Raw genomic sequence first — 16,068 nt, 5'->3', positions numbered from 1 at the left:
TCATGTCTATCTCTCAGGAACAAAAGGCAATGGACGCGATTACCATTAAAAACCTTGATGTTGTGTTTGGTAACAAAGCCAATCAAGCGCTTGAGCTACTCGATCAAGGTAAAACTCGCCAAGAGATCATCGATGAAACAGGTCAAGTTGTCGGCGTAGACAATGTGTCGCTGACGGTGGAAGAAGGCGAGATCTGTGTATTGATGGGTTTGTCTGGTTCTGGTAAATCATCTTTGCTTCGCGCAGTTAACGGCTTGAACGAGATCAGCCGTGGTTCACTGACAATCAAAGACGGTGACCAACAAGTCGATTTAGCACAGTGTGATGAAGCGACTCTGCGTCATCTTCGTACTCACCGTGTATCAATGGTTTTCCAAAAGTTTGCTTTGATGCCATGGCTTAACGTATTAGACAACGTGGCGTTTGGTCTTGAAATGCAGGGTGTAGCAAAAGATGTTCGTCGTGCAAAAGCGCGTGAGCAATTGGAAATGGTCGGCCTAGCCGAATGGGAAACCAAATTCCCGCATGAGCTTTCTGGCGGCATGCAGCAACGTGTTGGTTTGGCACGTGCGTTTGCAATGGATACTGACATTCTATTGATGGATGAACCGTTTTCGGCGCTTGACCCACTGATTCGTGCTCAACTGCAAGATGAACTGATCACGCTGCAAAACAAACTCAACAAAACGATTCTGTTCGTGAGTCACGACCTAGATGAAGCACTGAAGATTGGTAACAACATCGCGATCATGGAGTCAGGCAAACTGATTCAACACGGTAAGCCTGAAGAGATCGTATTGACGCCAAAAACAGAATACGTAAAAGACTTCGTGGCTCACACCAATCCATTGAATGTGCTTAAAGGTCGTTCTTTGATGCAGCCTCTTGATTCACTGACACAAGAGAATGAAAGCTGGAAGATCTGCGATTCTAAAGATCTCTGGATTGAACAGAGCGAAGGTGCTTTATCTGTGAAAGGTGAATCTGCTTTGGCGCTTGTCGAGTGGAGTGAGTCTGACGACTTAACTGCGATCAGCGAGTCGAGTGTAGTTGTGGCAAGCCCGGAAATTGGCATGCGTGATGCGATTAAACTGAAACAGCTAAGTAATCACCCGATTTTGCTGGTGGAAGACAATCAATTGGTGGGTATTTTGGATAACAGCGAGTTTTACAACGCACTAACGGGTAATTTTCAGATGAATACAGCCGCGTAAAATTTCGTTTTCCAGCTTGGCGATTAGGGCTGGTTTTTTATTAGGTGGAGAGGGTTAAGTCTCTCTACCTCTATGATTATTAAAATATATTATTGTTTGAACTTGTATTCTCTGACTCACTATTTTTGACTTCATTGAAGCTTTCATTTCCCCTTCATTAAGTAAAAGTGCCGTACCACGCAAGTTTAGTGGTATAGAAAAGATTGAGAATAGTATGAACATCAGTACAATGCGGAAAAATCAATGAAGTAATTTATCAATTTACAGTGTAATTCGAGCTCACCTGACGTAAATAATCAGGACATATCATCGCTTCGACGCTGTAAAACCATTCACAGTATATTAGTACAAAGGTCTGCATCTTGGACAAACATGACGAAATCCTGGTCGCTATTCGCCAAATTATTCGCGCTATCGATTTACACTCGAAAAAGCTGAGTAAAGAGTATGGTTTGACTGGCCCTCAATTAATCTTAATGAGAGCAATCCAAGAAATGGGTAATGTGACGATCAAAGAATTGTCTAATCACACCAATGTAAGCCAAGCCACCACAACCACGATCATCGATCGCTTGGAACTTAATGGCTATGTACAACGTGTTCGCAGCTCGTCAGATCGCCGCAAAGTACACGCAAACCTGACTGAAAAAGGTCAAGAGTTGCTAAACAATGCGCCACCACCGCTGCAAGATAACTTCGTTAAAAAATTCCAAAACCTAGAGCCGTGGGAGCAAAGCTTGCTGCTTTCTTCAATGCAGCGAGTATCATCAATGATGAACGCAGAAGACATCGACGCCGCTCCAGTACTTCAACTTGAAGGCATTGCAAACGTAGCCAAGAGCTAACCTTATTTATAAATTGTTTATTTAGAACAACAACTTAAATAATTGTCAAATGGTCGCACTAAGCGGCCATTTTTGATCCTGCAATTTAAAATCTCTATTTGCCCTGCGTGTTAGTTACGCCTTCTTATTTTAAATCCCCCTGACTTTTTGCCCCGTTTGTAGTCGCCTCATTGGATTGTAATCAAAACTCCATTGACGATTCTCTGACAATAAAACACTAGACCGACCGGTCTGTTGTGTATTATTGTGTGTTCATCTTAACCACGAGGTGATGTATGAAACACGAATTGACGCCAACACAAATGATTATGAAGTTGAACAGCATGCAGGGAGCTTTTGCACAGAAACCGATGCCAGCGATATCGGAGAGAATTGAGCAGTTGCTCGCACTTAAATCTGCGCTTATCGATTACACAGATCGTTTGTGTGTAGCCGTGAGTGAGGACTATGGTCACCGCAGCCGACAAGACACTTTTATGGCTGACATATTGCCTTGTATCGGAAATATTGATCACAGCATTGAGTGTTTGCCTCATTGGTCGACATCTTCGATTCGTCATTCCGGTCCATTGCTTTCAACCTCTCGTGTGGAGGTGGTTTATCAACCCAAAGGCGTTGTCGGGATTATTGCACCGTGGAACTTCCCGATCATGTTATCCGTCGGCCCACTTATTTCGGCGCTGGCTGCGGGCAATCGCGCAATGATCAAGATGAGTGAATTTACCCCAGCGACGAACCAAGTATTAACAGCGCTATTGGCGGAAGTTTTCCTTGCCGATGAGGTGTGCTTGGTTGAAGGTGAGGTAGAAATCGCAGCCGCATTTTCGGCGTTGCCGTTTGATCATCTTCTGTTTACGGGTTCAACCCAAGTGGGTCGCCAAGTGATGAAGTCAGCGGCTGATACGCTAACCCCAGTCACGCTAGAGCTGGGTGGAAAGTCGCCGGTTATCGTGGCAGAAGACATGCCGATCGATATTGCGGTAGAGCGAATTATATATGGTAAAAGCCTAAACAACGGCCAAGTCTGTGTCGCTCCAGATTACGTGCTACTCCCTGAAGATAAGCTCGAAGCCTTCATTCTGGAGTACAAAAAACAATACCAACAGCTGTTTGATGAAGGGATCTACTCTGAGAGTTTAACCTCGCTCATTAACCCTCGCCAATGTGATCGTATTGCTGGTTTATTGAATGAAGAGCAGGAAGCCGGGACACGAATCGTTGCTTGCCATGACGAAGCGATGGACCTAGATACTCATCGGTTAGTGACACATTTGATCGTTGAACCAAGCCTGTCATCCAAGGTGATGAACGAAGAAATTTTCGGCCCATTATTACCCTTGATTACGTATCGCAATGTCGAAGAGGCGTTCCAAGTCATCAATAGCAAACCAAGGCCTTTGGCACTCTACCTGATGAGCTTTGATTTGAGTTTACAGGCGCAGGTTAAGCACCAAGTTCACTCTGGTGGCATGTGTATTAATGACTGTGTGTTCCATTTAGCGGTTGATGACGCGCCGTTTGGTGGTATTGGTGAATCAGGTCAGGGCAACTATCACGGCAAAGAAGGTTTCCTGACTTTCTCCCACGCCAAAACAGTCTTGGAAACGGGTTTAGATCATCGAGTTAAGTATCTGTTTTCAAAAGAAGACAACGAATTAAAAACAGCAGTGATGGGCATGCTTGGCCAGTAAATCATTGTTGGTATGACACTGTTTATTTTTCAAAAAGTTATTTTCACGAAATTATTTTAAGAGGTTACTTTTATGTTGGAACGTTTTTTTGAACGTACGATCAAATCGTATTTGATGATTACAGGTTTCTTAACGGCGACGGCTTTTTCCACTTTCCTCGCACCTGATTGGAGTATGCAGACGCTGTTTTCGTACAACGACACCATGATGGAAAACAAAGAGTACTTGCTGGGGACTTATCAGCACTGGGGTGTGATGGTTGGCTGTATTGGTGTGTTGTTGATGTTTTCGGCGAAGTACAAATCGCTGCGAACCTCGACCATGATTTACAGCGCATTTGAGAAGTCGATGTTTGTTGGCATCTTCTTATACAACGTGTGTATCAACGATTATGAGTGGTTCTATGGCTGGAGCGGCGTGTTTGCGCTCGATGGATTTGTGACCGTTTATTCTTTGGTTTATCTGTACTACTACCTCACTAGAGATAAGAGTAAGGTCCCAGCTCACCTTCGTTAATCGTTTGTGAGTTGCTCAGGGTGAGTCAATGACACTTCTTTAATTATCAATATCTTACTTATTATTACGGCCCGCACTTGCGGGCTTTTTTCGTTTTGGGGCAATGATCCATAAAGATCTTAATTGACATATCTTTGACATTTACACTCTAGACCGACCGGTTTGTTTTGGTTATTGTTTAGTCATCAACTAGAAATGAGGTAAACACCATGACAACCAATAATTTTAACTTTCAACTTAAAACCATTGTTCATGCTCAAGAGAACGGCATTGAAAATATCCCTTCTCTGTTTGGTCGCTTAGGTGCGCAAAGAGTCGTGCTCTTTTCTGATAAAGGTTTGGAGTCTCTTGGCTTTGTTGAGCAGTTCTCGGCGTTGTTTGTAAACCAGAATGCGAATCAGGAAGCGAGCCAACAAACTGTCCAGCTTGTTGGCGTGTACACCGATATCGCGCCAGACGCGACTTGCGACAACATCAACGCAGCCATTGAGTTTGCAAATAGCGTCAATGCTGATGCGATCTTGTCTGTTGGTGGCGGCAGCGTGATTGATGCCTCTAAAGGTGTGAAATACGCATTTCATAAGAAGATAGATGACATTCGCGCCGTGATTGCGGGCGGCGGTCATATGGATGTGTGGCCAAACAATGAAGATATTCGAGTGCCCCACATTGCTGTTCCGACAACGGCTGGTACGGGCGCAGAAGCCTCTCCGATTGCTGTTTTTTACAACGAACATGAAAATATTAAGGCAAGCCTAGTCGCATCGGGATTGGAAGCTGATATCGCGATTCTTGATCCAACCGTTACCACTAAGCTGCCAGCTCACCTGACTCGTTCTACCGCCATGGATGCACTAACACACGCTGTTGAAGCAATTGTCTCGCCAATGAGTAATGCATTCACCGACGCTTACGGCATTCAGGCTGCAAAACTGATTGTTGAAAACTTACCCTTGGCACTTAAAGAGCCAGAAAACCTAACAGCACGCGGCAATCTTCTTCAAGCGAGCACCATGGCGATCTCTGCTTTCTATTCGTCTTTGGGCGGTATTCCGATTCATAACTGTGCTCACGCTTTTGGTGCGATTAGCCACATTCCACATGGCGATGCCAACACGGTACTGATGCCGGTTGTGATTGAAGCGCTGCCTGAATTCTATATGCCGAATGCGGCGAAGTTAGCTCAAGCTTTCTCGGTCGACACGGCGGGAACCGATGAGATGGTTTATCAGAGAGTGTTGGATTTCTTAAACAACTTCCAAACCAGTGTCGGCGCGATGAAGCGTTTCAGCAGCTGGGACTTTGATGAGCAAGAGAAGAGCAACATTGCGGAAGCGATTGAAAAAGACATCTGCTTTCAGTTCTACCCAATCTCGAAACAGGCGATTGAAACCATCATTGAGAAAGCGATTTAAGTCCTTGTCTTAATTGACTGAATTTTATGACCATTTAGTTCAGTCCTTGATTCACTCACAACTATTACTCGAGAGCCAATTATGAAAATTGAAAACGTATTGCTATCAAGCTTGTGCATCATCGCGCCATTCCTACTTTTTACCTAACTCATTCAACAGGGACGTTGTGACCTTTATTCCCGAGGAGGAAATAAATGATCAATAAACGTTTAACTACCGTGATTCTGACTGGTGTTTTGGCTGCTCTGTTTTTTGCCAAAGCAAGCGTTGGAAGCGAAAGCTCTAAGAACGCAGCCACCATGGATCAATCGCAGCAGCATCAAGATGTCGTGCAATTGTTGGATGAGGCTTACCAAGGGCAATTGGATGCCCAGCTCTCTGTCGCTTACTTATATCTGAGCGGAGAGGACGTAGAACAGAATGATGAAAAAGCCGCGGAGTGGTTCGTCACCGCAGCCAATAACGGTAGCCCTGAAGCTCAAACGCAGCTTGGGTTGATGTATATCTCTGGAAGTGGCGTTCAAGCCAGCCAAGCGGAAGCTGTCATCTGGATAGGCATGGCAGCAGCTCAAGAGTATGACCCTGCGCTCGACTTATTACATTGGATGTCGCAAGCCGCGCACTAATTCAAATCCTAACTCAGGTTAATCACAGAAAGGTTAACCACAGAAAAAGTTAATCATAAAAAATTAATCATAAAAAATTAATCACAGAAATTGGAGAACGTCTTATGCAGACATTCAAGAAATCTTTAGTGTTCACGGCAATGGCGGCGGCAAGCAGTGCTGCTCTTGCGGCTGAATCAGAAAAACCGAATATTGTTGTAATTGTTGGCGATGATGTGGGCTTTGCAGATACACAGCCTTATGGCTCAGAAGCGGATACCCCAAACCTAATGGCGCTGGCTGAAGAGGGGGTTAAGTTTACTAACTTTCACGCGTCCCCAACGTCATCGGTAACGCGCTCTATGATGCTAACCGGAGCAAACAGCCACGAGGTTGGGCTTGGTACCTTCGACTATGCCGTCTATCCGGGCGCGATTGGTAAGCCGGGTTATGAAGGTTACCTCACCAAGAAAGGTGTTACGGTCGCCACGCTGCTTGAAGAGAGCGGCTATAACACTTACCTCTCTGGTAAATGGCATTTGGGACACGAAGATGGGTTTTTACCGGATGATCGCGGTTTTGGTGAGAGTTACGGTATTTTAGCGGGCGGTTCGAATCACTTTAACCGAGATATGATGTTCCCAGCCAAAAACGCTGCGACAGCGGATGCGCTGCAAAAAGGCGATATTCCAGGTGTTGAAGTTGAGCCAACTTACCGCAACGGTGAAGTGGTTGAGGATAAATACAAAGGCGAATACTCAGACCAAGTTTACACCAACGAGATCATCAAGATGATCGACAGCAAAAAAGACGACGGTAAGCCTTTCTTCGCTTACGTCCCATTCACCGGTATTCACCTGCCACTGCAAGCGCCTGAATCTGCTTATCAAGATAAAGTCGATTACTACGTTGAACATGGTTGGGACTCGGTTCGAGAAGATCGTTTCGAACGCATGAAAGAGATGGGCGTGATTCCTAAAGAGGCTGAGATTTCAGGACGTAATTCATTAAGCCGCCCTTGGGACTCGCTCTCTGAGAAAGAACAAAAGTGGTACGGCAAGAAAATGGCTGTGGCGATGGGCATGATGGAAATGCAGGACCAACAAGTCGGTCAGATAGTTGATTATCTGAAAGAAATCGGGGAATACGATAATACCTACATCATGTATCTAGCGGATAACGGCCCAGAAGCGGCGGATATTACCGGTGAAAACATCAGTGACCTGATCCGAACGTGGACCGCTCATCACTTCGATAATTCGACCGAAAACTTAGGTAAGGCGAGCTCCAGTGTGTCACTTGGTCCTGAGTGGGCAAGCGCTTCAACCGGCGGCCTATCTTGGTACAAAGCTTACACAGCAGAGGGCGGTATTCGTGTGCCGTTTATCGTTAAGCCTGCCAAAGCGCTTCTAGAAGGTGAAGATGCGTTACAGCCGGGAACTCAAACAGACGACTTATCCCAAGTGAAAGACATTGCAGCCACGATTCTCGAGATTGCAGAGGTAGAGCATCCAGGAACGGAATATCAAGGTCGAGAAGTAGCGCCGATGAGTGGCGTGAGCTTGTTGCCTTACTTCAAAGGTGAAACGGCAGAGGTGCACAGTGCCGATAATGCGATTCCATTTGAATTGTTTGGTAGCGGGATTTTGCTCAAAGGTGATTACAAGATCATCCGAATCTCTACCGGTATGGGCGGTGACAGTGAATGGCACTTATACAACACCAAGAAAGACCCTGCTGAGCAACATGACTTGAGAAATCAAATGCCAGATCTGTTCCTTGAAATGGTCGCTGAATATCAAGAGTACGAAAAAGCGCAAAACATCGTCCCGGTTGACGAAGCGTGGAACCCGTTTGAAAACGTGAAATAGAGGAAATGAACCACTCGGCCAACCTAATGCCATCAAGCTTGGTTGGCCGATGAACACCGTGTAAAGGAATTACGAATTGTTTTGGCTAATACAATAACTTTTACATCGAGGCACTCTTCATGACGACATTATCGCTATCAAATTTGAGTTCAATTCCGCAGTTCAATGGCAAAGCACACAGTAAGCTTCAAGCGCTAGCAAAACCGATTGGGGCGGTGTGTAATATCAGTTGCACCTACTGTTATTACCTAGAGAAACAGCAGCTGCTTGAATACCCAAAAGGCTCTCAATATACGATGGATGAAGTCCTGTTAGAGCGTTATATCAAGCAATATATAGAAGGGCAGAATACGCCTGAAATCATCTTTTCTTGGCATGGTGGAGAGCCTACCTTGTTGGGGCTTGAGTACTTTAAAAAGGTCGTTGAGCTGCAGAAAAAATATTGTCCTAGTTACAGCAAGATCAGCAATGACCTTCAAACCAACGGCACGTTATTGAATGATGCGTGGTGCGAGTTCTTCAAGAACAATGACTTTATCATCGGCGTCAGTATTGATGGACCAGAGCACCTACATAATCACTACCGAACTAACCGTGCAGGCAAAGGCACTTTTTCTCAAACAATGCGTGGCATTCGCTACTTGAAACAACATAACGTCGAGTTCGCGACTCTAAGCTGCGTGAATGATGTGACAGGAAAGTATCCATTAGAGGTCTATCGCTTTCTACGCGATGAAGTGGGTTCGAAGCAATTGCAGTTTATACCTGTGGTCGATAAGCGCGAAGCTCACACCAACAATAAATGGTTGAGCAACCAACAAGCGATCATTCCCGTATCAGGCGAGGTTGAACCGTGGAGTGTCGGTTCTGCGCAATGGGGACAATTCCTCACTACCATTTTTGACGAATGGTTCGAACATGATTTTGGTCGGGTGTTAGTGCCGTACTTTGAAAATTTTGTCGGTGTATGGATGGGCAGAGAAAGCACCATGTGCACCTTGAGTGAGATCTGCGGCAAAGGGTTAGCGGTTGAGCCCAATGGTGATGTGTACTCATGTGACCATTATGTATTTCCTGAATTTCAGCTGGGTAATATTCAGGAGCAAGCACTTTCAACTTTAGCCTTCTCGCCAAAGCAGCAGCGTTTTGGGTTCGCCAAACAAAAGTCTCTGCCGAAACAATGCCAAACCTGTGAGTTTAAATTCGCATGTCATGGCGAATGCCCCAAAAACCGTATCATCACAAGCCGAGATGGTGAGGCGGGGTTAAATTATCTCTGTGAAGGTTGGCTGAGCTTCTTCAAGCATATCGACCTGGTTATTAAGGGCTTACTCAAAGCCAATAATATTGCGTCTCGTCTGGGGTAACGGAGTAGGTGTGAATGGATTCAATCAAGATTTAAGTTAGATAGAAGGCTCGCTAAATTGTGCGAGCCTTTTGGTATTTAGTATTTAGTATTTAGTTTCTGGTAACGGGGGTATCTAGTCAGCTGATTCTTGTGCCGAGCTCATGGCAAGAATGGTTTCATCCATGGCATTGTTTAGAATCGAACGGTTACGCTGCATAGCGGCCATGAGCGTTGAGCCAAGCCATAAACCATAAAGCGTTCGAGATAGCGATTCTGGCTCTGCGATAGTGAAATCACCGGCCTCATTGCCTTCTTCAAACAGCTTCGCCATACGCAGGATGATCTTTTCAGCGCCTTCTGCCATGGTTGATTGCAATGGATTAGCAGATCCAGCTACTTCTCCCGCCAGTTTTACGACAAGACATTGGATATTGAAGTCTTCAGTCAGTTTCGACGCACACCAAAACTCGAAATAGGCTTTAACGCGGTCACGACGAGAAAGCGACTCATCACTTAAAAAGTCATCCAGTTTAGCGAGATGCTCATCAAAGTAGTTAGTAAGAAGGATCTCACCAAAGTGTTCTTTGGATTTAAAGTAGTGGTAAAAAGAACCCTTCGTGCCTTCCGCTTGGTTGATGATTTTCATCAGGCCAACACCAGCAAACCCGTGTTCATTAATAAGGCTAAACCCTGCATCGAGCATAGCTTGTCGCATGTCTTTCATTGTTCTTACTCTTTATGCTGAGAATGAGGAATAGTGTAACCAGCAACATACCAACCGTCCAGTCTAGCGCGTTAGGACGCGGTCAATAATTGACTCGTTTCGTCAAATTGATTTTTCTCTTGCTTACACTTCTAAGCGATAAAACTTTTTTCAAGTTAAGCGCATGCTATAAAACGAAAATAACAACCTTATAGGGCTTGTTTGGTGCCTTAAAATGGCTAAATTGGGGTGTTTTAAGTTGCTGTTTTTGTTGGTTTTTAATTTGGTGTCTTCTTGAGATCGCAATGATAGTCTTAGCTTAATTTCTTTAGGGGGCTAAATGGACACTAATAACAGCACTTATCATCACCACAGTTTTGCTCAGCAAGACTTATCAGAGCTTACATTTACAGCCTGTACGTTTATCCGTTGTGATTTCAGACGTTCGAACTTACGTGACGCAACGTTTATTAACTGTAAGTTTATTGAACAAGGCGATATTGAGGGATGCCACTTTGATGTTGCCGACTTACGAGATGCAAGCTTCCAGAATTGCCAGTTGGCGATGGCGAATTTTAGTAATGCGAATTGCTATGGGATTGAGCTACGTGAATGCGACCTGAAAGGGGCGAACTTTACTCGCGCTAACTTTGCCAATCAGGTAAGCAATAGAATGTACTTTTGCTCTGCGTATATTACGGGCTGTAATCTGTCATACGCCAATTTTGAACAAGCTTGTTTAGAGAAGTGTGAGCTGTTTGAGAACCGTTGGATAGGCACTTACCTTGGCGGCGCGTCACTGAAAGAGTCTGATCTCAGCCGAGGTGTGTTCTCGGAAGATGTATGGGGGCAATTCAGTATGCAAGGTGCTAATTTATGCCATGCTGAATTAGAAGGGTTAGATCCTCGCAAGGTAGACACATCGGGTATTAAAATCGTTGCTTGGCAGCAAGAGCAACTGCTTGAAACCATGGGTATTGTGGTAATGCCTGATTGATAGAGCTTGTGAAATCAGTAAATCGAATAGGGAAGACGGTTGTTTTGTTTTTCTAACCACTGCAAACTACGGGCTCGCGGCTGCACATGTTTATATTCAGTTCAATCTAGAGAAAATTATGACTATAGAAAGTGTGCTTCCTGAAGATTACGCCGAAATGCTTAATGTTTGGGAAAATTCGGTCCGAGCAACTCATGACTTTATTACAGAAGAGGATATTGAGTTTTTTAAACCCATCATCATGGAACATGCGTTCCCTGCGGTTTCTTTGAAATGCGTGAAAAATGAAAATGGTTCGATTGTTGGTTTCGTGGGCGTCCATGAAGCAAAGATTGAAATGCTTTTTGTTTTGAATGAAGTTCGAGGACAAGGGGTGGGCTCGGTGTTGTTGCAACATGCGATTGAGCAGCTAGCAGCCACCAAAGTTGACGTCAATGAGCAAAACCCACAAGCGGTAGGCTTCTATCAGCACATGGGGTTTAAAGTAGAATCACGCTCACCACTTGATGATATGGGAAAACCATTTCCAATTCTGCATATGACGCTGTAAGACTCGGTTGTCGTATCACTCGGTTGTAATCAACCACAGTCGCTAGAAGAAAAGCCCAAAGCTAATAACTTTGGGCTTTTCCGTATCTGAACCAATGATAACCAAATTATCCAATATGAGGCAGATCTGAATAGGTGCGTGAACGAGGTGTTACTCACTTACAAAGCGGTGGTGTTTGTATTTCATACGGGATCTTGGTCACTGATCTTAGCGCTTAACATTACCCAAACGCCCAAATTAAATGTAACCATCATCACAATTAATACTTGGTCAATACGTATAAATGGATCTTTATCACGTTTGTGTAATCTTATTTAAATCCTATAACTGGGATTACTATCAAATTTAAACTATTGACTTGTTGTTAATAATAAAATTGTAATTAAATTTCATGACAAATATGAGAGGTAGAGAATAACTAATCGTTTGACTCTGATATTTAAGTGATCTGGATCTTACTTTATTGCCATTTCTCTATTCTTCTACTTCCATTGATAATAATCCCAACAACAACGAACAAAGAATAACTGGGATATATTATGCTTTATGACCTTATTGACCACGACCTAATTGATGTTATTAACCACTCTGAATACAAGTGGGAAGATGCAGTTAAGGAAACGACTCGTTACCTACAAGATAAGGGCTACGTTACCGATAACTACGCAGACGCGATCATTCAGTCAACGCATGATAATGGACCTTATTACGTTCTTTGTCCAGGTATTGCAATGCCTCATGCACGCCCAGAAGCAGGTGTACTAAAGACTGGACTTGGTATTCATGTCTTTTCTAACCCGGTGGATTTTGGGTCTGATATGGGGCCTGCCAATGTCTTATTAACATTAGCTGCAAAGGATTCAGATACACACATTGAGGTTATTCAAGCGCTTAGCGAAATGCTGGTTGATGAAGAAAACATTGCCAAACTGGCTGCTTCTTCTTCAAAAGCAGAAGTGCTTGAAATTATTAAAAGTTACTAATAATAACCTTTGAAAATAAGGAATTTAACGTGTCTACAAATATAAGAGCCAAAGTGCAAGCTTTTGGTGGTCATCTGACTGCCATGGTATTGCCAAATATCGGAGCCTTCATTGCTTGGGGCTTCATTACCGCATTATTTATCCCAACAGGTTGGATGCCGAATGAGTATTTCGGTGAGCTTGTTGGTCCGATGATTACCTATTTATTACCGTTACTTATTGGTTATACCGGTGGTCAGATTGTTGGTGACAAGCGTGGTGCTGTAGCTGGTGCTATCGGTACTATGGGTGTTATTGCCGGCGCCGAGATTCCAATGTTTGTTGGTGCAATGATCATGGGTCCACTAAGTGGCTGGGTGATTGTTCAAATCGATAAACGCCTACAAGACAAGATCCCTTCTGGTTTCGAGATGGTGGTAAACAACTTCTCGTTAGGCATCTTCGGCATGTTGATGTGTCTATTTGCTTACGCGATTGTTGGTCCTGCTGTAACTGCAGCGAACCTATTCGTTAAATCGGGCATCGAAGCGCTTGTAGCGACTGGCTTCCTACCGTTACTTGCAATTATTAACGAGCCAGCAAAAGTCTTGTTCCTTAACAATGCTATCGACCAAGGTATTTACTACCCACTAGGTCTACAAGCGGCGGCGGAAACGGGCAAATCTATCTTCTTTATGGTGGCGTCTAACCCTGGCCCTGGTTTAGGTATGCTTCTGGCTTACGCTAAGTTTGGTCAAGGTCTAAGTAAGAAATCAGCACCAAGTGCAATCATCATCCACTTCTTCGGTGGTATTCATGAGCTGTACTTCCCATACGTGCTAATGAAGCCAATCATGATTTTAGCGATGATTGCAGGTGCAGCAACAGGCATCGCAACGTTCAATCTACTTGATGGTGGTCTGGTGGCTGGTCCAAGCCCTGGCTCAATCTTCTCTTACTTAGCTCTAACACCAAAAGGCAGCTTCTTCGCGACCATCGCCGGTGTAACAACAGCAACGATTGTTTCTTTCTTAGTCGCAAGCGCAATCCTCAAAGTAAGCAAGAAAGAAGAGTCTGAAGAAGAGTTTGAGCAATCAATCACAGACATGAAAGATATGAAAGCTGAAGGTGCAGCAGCAAAAGCGCCAGCACAAGCAGCGGTAAAAGCAGAAGCGAAAGACATTAAATTTGTCGCCTTTGCATGTGATGCAGGAATGGGCTCAAGCGCCATGGGAGCATCGACTTTCAAACGCAAACTAGAAAAAGCCGGCTTTAACGTTGAAGTGAAGAACTTCGCAATCGAAAAAGTGCCGAGTAACGCGGACGTGGTGGTGACCCACGAGAGTCTAGAGAGTCGAGCGATTAAAGCAACGGGTTTACCAGTAGTGACTATCAAGAACTTCTTACATGACCCTGCATTAGACAACCTAATGAACACCATTGGTCAACAAGCTTAATTTAAATTTTGGGGCCACTCAGTGGTCCCACTTTCGGAGAGAAAATCATGACTCAAACAACTGCTGCTGTTATCCGTGGTGAAAAAGATGTTCAACTTAGAACGTTCGATCTTCCAAAAATTTCTGATGATGAACTATTAGTTAAAAATATCTCAAACAGCATCTGTCTTTCTACTTACAAAGCTGCGCTGTTAGGCAGCAACCATAAACGTGTACCGGAAAATATTGCTGAAGTTCCCGTAATGACAGGCCACGAATACGCAGGTGTGATTGTGGAAGTGGGTGCAAACTTGCAAGATCGTTTTACGGCAGGTGAACCTTTTGTACTGCAACCTGCTATGGGACTTCCTACGGGCTACTCGGCAGGTTATAGCTATGAAACGTTCGGCGGCAATGCAACGTACTCAATTATCCCTAAAGTAGCAATCGACTTGGACTGTGTATTGCCTTACAAGAGTTCGTACTACGCTAATGCCTCTTTAGCTGAACCTATGTCATGCATCATTGGTGCGTTCCACGCAAGCTACCATACAACGCCTTACGTATATGAACATCAAATGGGCATCAAAGAGGGCGGTGCTCTTGCATTGTTAGCATGTGCAGGCCCTATGGGTATTGGTGCAATTGACTACTCGATTAATGGTCCAGTCAAACCAAGTCGAATCGTTGTCACCGATATTGACGAAGCGCGCCTAGAGCGAGCTGAGAGCCTAATTCCTGTATCAAAAGCAGCAGAGAACGGTATCGAACTGTTCTATGTGAATACCGCTAAGTTAGAAGATCCTGTCTCACACCTTAAGCAGCTGAATGATGGCAAGGGGTATGATGATGTCATGGTGTATGCCGCGGTTGCACAAGTGCTTGAGCAAGCGGATGAGTTGCTAGGCAATGATGGTTGCTTAAATTTCTTTGCTGGCCCAACGGACAAGCAGTTCAAAGTACCATTCAACTTCTATAACGTTCACTACGAAGCGACTCACATTGTTGGCACTTCTGGTGGCTCTACGGGTGATATGGTCGAGTCTATTGAGCTTTCAGAAGCGAATAAAATCAACCCTTCATTTATGCTGACACATGTTGGTGGTCTAGAAGCAGCACCGCATACAATTCTCAATCAGTTAGATATTCCGGGTGGCAAGAAATTGATTTACCCACATATCGACTTACCGCTGACAGCGATTGACCAATTCCATACACTGGCAGAGCTGTCTCCATTCTTCCTGGATCTTGATGAAATCTTGAAAGCCAATAATTACGTTTGGAATGAATTGGCAGAAAAAGCGCTACTTGAATTTTATGATGTGAGCTTAACCGTTTAATATGGTTCATTATTGTGGTGGCGAGCCAGCCACCACAGCTTCATGAGGTAATTGATATTTTGTTGCAAGATGAATTATTGGATGCATTGGAACAGTGTGATTCCGCGACGAGTTTGATCGAAGCGTCTAATAAGTTAATAAACCAAAAACTGAAAAAGCTATTACCGAACGTGTTTGTTCAAGATGCTTTGGTGATGGAGTACGCCGTCGTACCTCTTTTAAAAGAAGATGGGCCTCTTGTGACAACCGACGTCGCCTCTAAATTGATGTTTGCGATGGGTAAGATCTCTTTGGAAACCTACGCTGATATTGGCTTATTCGACCAAATGTATGAATACACTAGTAAGCAATCGCAAGTACTGACATTTGGTGATGACATGGTTTACGACTTCATCAGTAATCAATCAAACCTCTCGAAAGGCAAAGATAGCTTCTACTTAGATTCAATTAACCAATTAAAATTCTCGTCATTCGATTCATTCACTCAAACACGTTACGAATCGCTGATTAAAACAGTGCTGAAACTCTGTTGCGAGAACTTGTTGGAAAGTATTGAGAAAGAGATATTAGGATAA

Annotated in this window: 15 protein-coding genes; 14 read left to right on the top strand and 1 reads right to left on the bottom strand. The window is 44.1% G+C overall.

Translation table 11 applies throughout. The annotated features are described in order from the left end of the window. The first annotated feature begins 2 nt into the window (after positions 1-2). From choV to MSG35_RS03260, 8 genes are all read left to right on the top strand, one after another. Entirely contained in the window at positions 3-1,214 is a 1,212-nt protein-coding gene (gene choV, locus MSG35_RS03295; RefSeq protein WP_081229208.1) for a choline ABC transporter ATP-binding protein, read from the top strand. 362 nt (positions 1,215-1,576) lie between these two features. Then, on the top strand, positions 1,577-2,059 hold the full coding sequence (locus MSG35_RS03290; protein ID WP_017061075.1) for a MarR family winged helix-turn-helix transcriptional regulator: 483 nt from the start codon (positions 1,577-1,579) through the stop codon (positions 2,057-2,059). Between the two features lie 275 nt (positions 2,060-2,334). Further along, on the top strand, positions 2,335-3,750 hold the full coding sequence (locus tag MSG35_RS03285) for a coniferyl aldehyde dehydrogenase (protein WP_248382792.1): 1,416 nt from the start codon (positions 2,335-2,337) through the stop codon (positions 3,748-3,750). A gap of 72 nt (positions 3,751-3,822) precedes the next feature. Beyond that, positions 3,823-4,266 (top strand): hypothetical protein, encoded by a 444-nt coding sequence (locus MSG35_RS03280; protein ID WP_017070129.1) that lies wholly within the window; start codon positions 3,823-3,825, stop codon positions 4,264-4,266. 209 nt (positions 4,267-4,475) lie between these two features. Continuing rightward, positions 4,476-5,681: an iron-containing alcohol dehydrogenase gene (locus tag MSG35_RS03275; RefSeq protein WP_248382791.1), complete on the top strand. Its 1,206-nt coding sequence runs from the start codon at positions 4,476-4,478 to the stop codon at positions 5,679-5,681. Between the two features lie 194 nt (positions 5,682-5,875). Further along, the gene (locus MSG35_RS03270) at positions 5,876-6,307 is read left to right on the top strand and encodes a tetratricopeptide repeat protein (protein ID WP_248382790.1); all 432 of its coding nucleotides are present in this window, start codon (positions 5,876-5,878) and stop codon (positions 6,305-6,307) included. A gap of 104 nt (positions 6,308-6,411) precedes the next feature. Beyond that, positions 6,412-8,157, top strand: coding sequence for an arylsulfatase (locus tag MSG35_RS03265; protein ID WP_248382789.1), 1,746 nt, complete (start codon positions 6,412-6,414; stop codon positions 8,155-8,157). Between the two features lie 119 nt (positions 8,158-8,276). Beyond that, positions 8,277-9,524 carry an anaerobic sulfatase maturase gene (locus MSG35_RS03260; protein ID WP_248382788.1) on the top strand — a complete coding sequence of 416 codons (1,248 nt, stop codon included), beginning with the start codon at positions 8,277-8,279 and terminating at the stop codon, positions 9,522-9,524. A 114-nt stretch (positions 9,525-9,638) separates the two neighbouring features. Here the strand turns inward: MSG35_RS03260 and MSG35_RS03255 are convergent, their stop codons facing one another. After that, entirely contained in the window at positions 9,639-10,229 is a 591-nt protein-coding gene (locus tag MSG35_RS03255; protein WP_248382787.1) for a TetR/AcrR family transcriptional regulator, read from the bottom strand. Between the two features lie 319 nt (positions 10,230-10,548). On the opposite strand from MSG35_RS03255, the gene MSG35_RS03250 reads away from it, so the two are divergent. From MSG35_RS03250 to MSG35_RS03225, 6 genes are all read left to right on the top strand, one after another. Then, a complete protein-coding gene (locus tag MSG35_RS03250) occupies positions 10,549-11,205 on the top strand; it encodes a QnrS family quinolone resistance pentapeptide repeat protein (RefSeq protein WP_017061081.1) in 657 nt (218 codons plus the stop codon). A gap of 118 nt (positions 11,206-11,323) precedes the next feature. Then, entirely contained in the window at positions 11,324-11,755 is a 432-nt protein-coding gene (locus tag MSG35_RS03245; RefSeq protein ID WP_048610000.1) for a GNAT family N-acetyltransferase, read from the top strand. Between the two features lie 539 nt (positions 11,756-12,294). Continuing rightward, positions 12,295-12,738 carry a PTS sugar transporter subunit IIA gene (locus MSG35_RS03240; RefSeq protein ID WP_017065190.1) on the top strand — a complete coding sequence of 148 codons (444 nt, stop codon included), beginning with the start codon at positions 12,295-12,297 and terminating at the stop codon, positions 12,736-12,738. Between the two features lie 29 nt (positions 12,739-12,767). Beyond that, on the top strand, positions 12,768-14,174 hold the full coding sequence (locus MSG35_RS03235) for a PTS mannitol transporter subunit IICB (protein WP_348983472.1): 1,407 nt from the start codon (positions 12,768-12,770) through the stop codon (positions 14,172-14,174). Positions 14,175-14,221: 47 nt separating this feature from the next. Next, the gene (locus MSG35_RS03230) at positions 14,222-15,493 is read left to right on the top strand and encodes a zinc-binding dehydrogenase (RefSeq protein ID WP_248382786.1); all 1,272 of its coding nucleotides are present in this window, start codon (positions 14,222-14,224) and stop codon (positions 15,491-15,493) included. A gap of 56 nt (positions 15,494-15,549) precedes the next feature. After that, positions 15,550-16,068 (top strand): MltR family transcriptional regulator, encoded by a 519-nt coding sequence (locus tag MSG35_RS03225; protein ID WP_164091097.1) that lies wholly within the window; start codon positions 15,550-15,552, stop codon positions 16,066-16,068.

It is taken from the genome of Vibrio sp. 1CM23M (assembly GCF_023161755.1).
In the GTDB taxonomy this organism is placed as follows: Bacteria; Pseudomonadota; Gammaproteobacteria; order Enterobacterales; family Vibrionaceae; genus Vibrio; species Vibrio coralliirubri.
This window is presented reverse-complemented; position numbering and strand designations above follow the sequence as displayed.

Coding starts and splice junctions, on each gene's coding strand:
- choV (WP_081229208.1), top strand. CDS start 3: ATGTCTATCTCTCAGGAACAAAAGGCAATGGACGCGATTACCATTAAA.
- MSG35_RS03285 (WP_248382792.1), top strand. CDS start 2,335: ATGAAACACGAATTGACGCCAACACAAATGATTATGAAGTTGAACAGC.
- MSG35_RS03280 (WP_017070129.1), top strand. CDS start 3,823: ATGTTGGAACGTTTTTTTGAACGTACGATCAAATCGTATTTGATGATT.
- MSG35_RS03275 (WP_248382791.1), top strand. CDS start 4,476: ATGACAACCAATAATTTTAACTTTCAACTTAAAACCATTGTTCATGCT.
- MSG35_RS03270 (WP_248382790.1), top strand. CDS start 5,876: ATGATCAATAAACGTTTAACTACCGTGATTCTGACTGGTGTTTTGGCT.
- MSG35_RS03265 (WP_248382789.1), top strand. CDS start 6,412: ATGCAGACATTCAAGAAATCTTTAGTGTTCACGGCAATGGCGGCGGCA.
- MSG35_RS03260 (WP_248382788.1), top strand. CDS start 8,277: ATGACGACATTATCGCTATCAAATTTGAGTTCAATTCCGCAGTTCAAT.
- MSG35_RS03255 (WP_248382787.1), bottom strand. CDS start 10,229: ATGAAAGACATGCGACAAGCTATGCTCGATGCAGGGTTTAGCCTTATT.
- MSG35_RS03250 (WP_017061081.1), top strand. CDS start 10,549: ATGGACACTAATAACAGCACTTATCATCACCACAGTTTTGCTCAGCAA.
- MSG35_RS03245 (WP_048610000.1), top strand. CDS start 11,324: ATGACTATAGAAAGTGTGCTTCCTGAAGATTACGCCGAAATGCTTAAT.
- MSG35_RS03240 (WP_017065190.1), top strand. CDS start 12,295: ATGCTTTATGACCTTATTGACCACGACCTAATTGATGTTATTAACCAC.
- MSG35_RS03230 (WP_248382786.1), top strand. CDS start 14,222: ATGACTCAAACAACTGCTGCTGTTATCCGTGGTGAAAAAGATGTTCAA.